Here is a 4,629-nt window from a genome sequence, read left to right as displayed (position 1 = left end):
CGGCATGCAGCGTGTCCGCCACCGCGCACGCGCTCCCGAACCACGCTGCCGACACCCCGATGGCCCCGTGCCAGAAGCCCGGCCGGGTGAGGTAGTCGGTCGGTCCGCCGACCGCAACGGCCGGGACGTTGTCGAATGCGACCGAGCCGGAATCGCTCTCGCTCATCCCCACCGCATGCCACGTGTTCGGTACCGGAGTTGCGCCCGGATGCGTCAGATCGACGGCGAACAGCCGCGGACTGCCCTCCACCCGCGCGGTGACCAGAGCGTGCGTGCACAGTGACGCACCCGAGCACCACGGTTTCGTTCCGGTGAGAACCCAGCCCGAATCCTCCAGCACCGCTTCGAGAATCGGCGCAGGCGGTTCCGCAGCCCACACTCCCCAGATCTGCCCGCGCTGCGGCGTCGGGCCGTCGAGTTCGTGCAGGATCGCGATCGCGTCGGTATGCGCCTCGGACCACCGGCCCAGCACCGTGTTGTGTCGGCTCAGGGCGGCGAGCGACTGCCAGCGCAGGTCGGTGTATCCCGAGCCGGGCAGCGCGAGGTCGAGACGACCGTCCGCCTCGAACGCCAAGAACGCGGCGCGCAGTCCGGTCTCGATGTCTGTTCGGTCGGTGGATTCGAGAAAACCGGTCTCGCTCATGCGGTGGCCTCCAGGGAACGTAGGAATCCGGCCATGCCGTCGGGCGCTCTGCCGCGCAGCCGACCCGAGGTCGTGACCGGAATGTCGCACACCCGACGGCACTCGATGCCGCCGAGCTCGAGGCGTCGAACCAGATCGTGGTCCTCGCCGGTGGTCAGTGGTGCAAATCCGCCGACGGAGAGGTACTCCGCCGCTCGGACACCGAGGTTGGCACCGTGCACGTGTGGGTGGCCGAACTCGTTTCGGTAGTGCGCGTCGTACGACGACCTCAGCCCGAGGTTCTCCTCGACGTGGCCCTCGAAATCGACGGCCACCGTTCCTGCTATCGCTCGAGCACCCTCTGCGGCGTGCCGGAGATGGCCGAGCAGCCAGTCCTCACCCACCCGGGTGTCGGCATCGGTGGTGGCGAACCAGGTGGATGCGCAGTGTTCGGGGGCGTACGTCGCGAATCCGGCGGCTCTGGCCGCTCCGACGTTGCGATGAGCCACCTCGACAGCCGACACGGACGGATGACGTGCCGCGATGAGCGCGGAGTCGTCGGTGCACGCATCGAGCACGACGATCGTCGAGACGGACGCCGAGGCCACGTCCACGACGCGGCGTTGTGCTCGCGCCAGGGCAGTCAGGCACGCGTCGAGCAGATCCTGCTCGTTGTGCGCGGGTACGACGACGACGATGTGGCTGACAGGGGTACGGGGGAAAGCATCGGAGATCACGGTCCACCCTTTTCGGACACCGGACGAAGAAGAGTCCGTTTCGGAAACCGCCGGTGTCTGGACGGGATGTGCTCCCCTCGCACATACCCGTTCCCCGGCTGCCGACACATGCGTCCTGGCCTGCAGAGACAGCTCTCGGGACCGGTTGCGGGAAGATACTCGTACTCGCGGTTTCTTTCGGCCGTTTCGTCGATATCCGATTAGCAAATGTCGGGGCGGTATGTGTTAATGGGCGTTGCCCCGCGGCAGCACTGTTCGTGGGTGTCGCGACGCAGCACGAAGGATGGTCGGGTTACATGGCATCACCGGTTCGCACACGCAGATTCGCCCGTATCGGCGCGATCGTTGCAGGTACAGCCCTTGCTGCGTCCGCCGCATTCGGTTCCGCACAGGCCGCGCCACTGTGGCCGGGCGGCCCGGACGTCTCCATCCCCGGAATGCCGGGGTCCTCGGATCCGGCTGCACCCGCGCCGCAGCAGCTCACTCCACAACTCGCGCCTGCGAACTTCTCCGATCCGAGCATCAGCCCCTCCGGCGGCGAGGTCGTCGGCGTCGCGCAGCCCATCGCGATCCGCTTCGACGAGGCCATCGGCGATCGCGATGCCGCGCTCCGCGCCATCCGCGTCACCACCACCCCGTCCGTAGCCGGGCACTTCTACTGGATCAACGACACCCAGGTCCGGTGGCTGCCCAACGAGTTCTACCCGGCGCACACCCAGGTAACCGTCGAGGCAGGTGGCGCGAAAGCCGAGTTCTCCACCGGCGACTCCATCATCACCACCGCAGACGACAACACCAAGCAGATCACCGTCACCCGCAACGGCGAGGTCGTCCGCACCATGCCCACCTCGATGGGCAAGGTCGGCCACGAAACCCCCAACGGCACCTACATCGTCGGCGAGCGATTCCGGGACATGTACATGGACTCGTCCACCTACGGCGTCCCCATCGACTCCGAGGAGGGCTACCGCACGTACGTCGAGTACGCGACGCGCATCTCCTACAGCGGCATCTTCGTGCACGCGGCCCCGTGGTCGGAATCGCAGCAGGGCTACTCCAACGCCTCGCACGGCTGCCTCAACGTCAGCACCGAAGACGGCAAGTGGTTCTTCGAGAACGTCCAGAAGGGCGACCCCGTCATCGTCGTCAACACCGACGGCGGCACCCTCAGCGGATCCGACGGCCTCGGAGACTGGAACCGTTGAGTGCTTTGCAGTGGTGCGGTTGAGTGCCATAGCGGGCACATAACCGCACCACTGCGCAGCATTTGGTCTGCGTGACGGCACACGTTGGGGCCGAATTCACCGTTCGTTAGCCGAGACTGAGCACAGTCCTCGCGGTGAGTGCAACAACCGAACGAGTGCTGCCCAGGGCACGCGAGAAGCGTTTCTTCTCGCGGCCGTGGACCGATTACGCGCTCTTCCTGATTCTGGTGGGCCCCAACCTGGTTCTGCTGGGCGTGTTCACCTATCGGCCGCTGGTCGAGAACTTCCAGTTCTCGTTCTTCGACTGGAACCTGTCCTCGCCGACCTCCACGTTCGTCGGCTTCGACAACTACCGCGAGTGGGCCTCCCGCGAGGACACCTGGCAAATCGTCGGCAACACTGTCGTGTTCACGGTCGCCGCAGTGGTGGGCTCACTGGTTCTCGGCCTGGTGTTGGCACTGCTGCTCGATCGAAAGCTCAGGGGCCGCAACTTCGTTCGCTCCGCCGTCTTCGCCCCGTACGTCATCTCGGGTGCCGCGATCGGTATCGCGTTCCAGTTCGTCTTCGACCCCAACTTCGGGCTGGTCCAGGATCTGATGCGACGCTTCGGTCTCGGCGCCGTTCCGGATTTCTATCAGGACCCCAAGTGGGCCATGGTCATGATCACCGTGACGTACCTCTGGAAGAACCTGGGCTACACCTTCGTCATCTACCTCGCGGCCCTGCAGGGCGTGCGTAAGGAATTGATGGAAGCGGCCGAGATCGATCAGGCGAGCCGCTGGACCACGTTCCGCAAAGTGCTTCTGCCGCAACTGCGTCCGACGACGTTCTTCCTCTCCATCACGGTGCTGCTCAATTCGCTCCAGTCTTCGACATCATCAACGTCATGACGCGCGGCGGCCCGCTCGGCACCGGCACCACCACGATGGTCTATCAGGTCTACGAGGAGACGTTCCGCAACTTCCGGGCCGGCTACGGCGCCACTGTCGCGACGATCCTGTTCCTCGTGCTGTTGATCGTCACCCTCGTGCAGGTACGAATCATGGATCGAGACGATCAGCGATGACTGTGACCGACAAGCCTCGGACGGCCACACCGGAGAAGGTGCCAGGGCCGCGCGACCAGCACCGTGCGCGTCGTAGCGCGAACATCCTCGGATACGCGGCCATGGTCGCCGTCCTGCTGATGATCGGGCTGCCACTGTTCTGGATCCTGATCACCTCCTTCAAGGATCGACCGGACATCTACGTTCAGCCGGTCACGTGGTGGCCCAGCGTGTTTCATCCACAGAACTACGACGAGGCGACGACGGAGGTGCCGTTCTTCACGTATCTACGCAACTCCATCATCATCACCACGGCCGTGTCGTCCATCAAGTTCGTTCTCGGGGTTCTCAGCGCCTACGGTCTGGTGTTCCTGCGCTTCCCGGGCAAGAACATCGTCTTTCTCGTCATCATCGCCGCGCTCATGGTGCCCAATCAGATCACCGTCATCTCCAACTACTCGCTCATCTCCGAGTTGGGATGGCGGAACTCGTTCCAGGGCATCATCATTCCGCTGGCCGGTGTCGCCTTCGGTACCTTCCTGATGCGCAATCACTTCCTGTCGCTGCCGCCGGAGATCATCGAAGCCGCGCGGATGGACGGTGCCGGGCCGGTACGGCTGATGTTCCGGGTGATCCTGCCGCTGTCGGGCCCGACCATGGTTGCGTTCGCCATCATCACGATCGTCACCGAATGGAACGAGTACCTCTGGCCGTTCCTGATGTCCGACGACTCGTCGGTCGCACCGCTTCCGGTGGGGTTGACGCTGCTCCAGAACAGCGAGGGCTACACCAACTGGGGTGCGGTGATGGCCGCGACGGTGCTGACCATTCTGCCGATCCTTCTCGTCTTTCTCGTCCTGCAACGCCACATGATCAAGGGCCTCACCTCCGGTGCGGTCAAGGGCTGATTCACCTCACTATCAGGAGTCGAACACCATGGCACACATCATCAATCGGCGTGGTTTCCTCACGCTCACCGGTGCGGCTGCCGCCGCTGCTGCCCTCGCTGCGTGCAGCGGC

At 64.6% G+C, this 4,629-nt stretch carries 5 protein-coding genes and 1 pseudogene; 4 read left to right on the top strand and 2 right to left on the bottom strand.

The window, feature by feature from the left end; all coding sequences use genetic code 11:
* Positions 1–643, bottom strand: a 643-nt coding sequence (locus RHBS_RS24720; protein WP_187298620.1) for an acyl-CoA dehydrogenase family protein, incomplete at its 3' end; no start/stop codon positions are given.
* Positions 640–1,359: a glycosyltransferase family 2 protein gene (locus RHBS_RS24715; protein WP_128646721.1), complete on the bottom strand. Its 720-nt coding sequence runs from the start codon at positions 1,357–1,359 to the stop codon at positions 640–642. The genes RHBS_RS24720 and RHBS_RS24715, both read right to left, overlap by 4 nt.
* 296 nt (positions 1,360–1,655) lie before the next feature.
* Between RHBS_RS24715 and RHBS_RS24710 the strand changes: the two genes are divergently transcribed.
* The 4 genes and pseudogenes from RHBS_RS24710 to RHBS_RS24695 form a co-directional block, all read left to right on the top strand.
* Positions 1,656–2,564: a L,D-transpeptidase gene (locus RHBS_RS24710; RefSeq protein ID WP_128646719.1), complete on the top strand. Its 909-nt coding sequence runs from the start codon at positions 1,656–1,658 to the stop codon at positions 2,562–2,564.
* A 134-nt stretch (positions 2,565–2,698) separates the two neighbouring features.
* Positions 2,699–3,630: pseudogene (locus tag RHBS_RS24705) on the top strand (carbohydrate ABC transporter permease).
* Positions 3,627–4,517 carry a carbohydrate ABC transporter permease gene (locus RHBS_RS24700; RefSeq protein WP_121871367.1) on the top strand — a complete coding sequence of 297 codons (891 nt, stop codon included), beginning with the start codon at positions 3,627–3,629 and terminating at the stop codon, positions 4,515–4,517. Before RHBS_RS24705 ends, RHBS_RS24700 begins: the two are co-directional and overlap by 4 nt.
* A gap of 28 nt (positions 4,518–4,545) precedes the next feature.
* Positions 4,546–4,629 (top strand): twin-arginine translocation signal domain-containing protein (locus RHBS_RS24695; RefSeq protein WP_128646723.1); only part of this gene is annotated, 84 nt, incomplete at its 3' end.

The sequence above is a fragment of the Rhodococcus sp. BS-15 genome, from assembly GCF_000813105.1.
In the GTDB taxonomy this organism is placed as follows: domain Bacteria; phylum Actinomycetota; class Actinomycetes; order Mycobacteriales; family Mycobacteriaceae; genus Rhodococcoides.
This window is presented reverse-complemented; position numbering and strand designations above follow the sequence as displayed.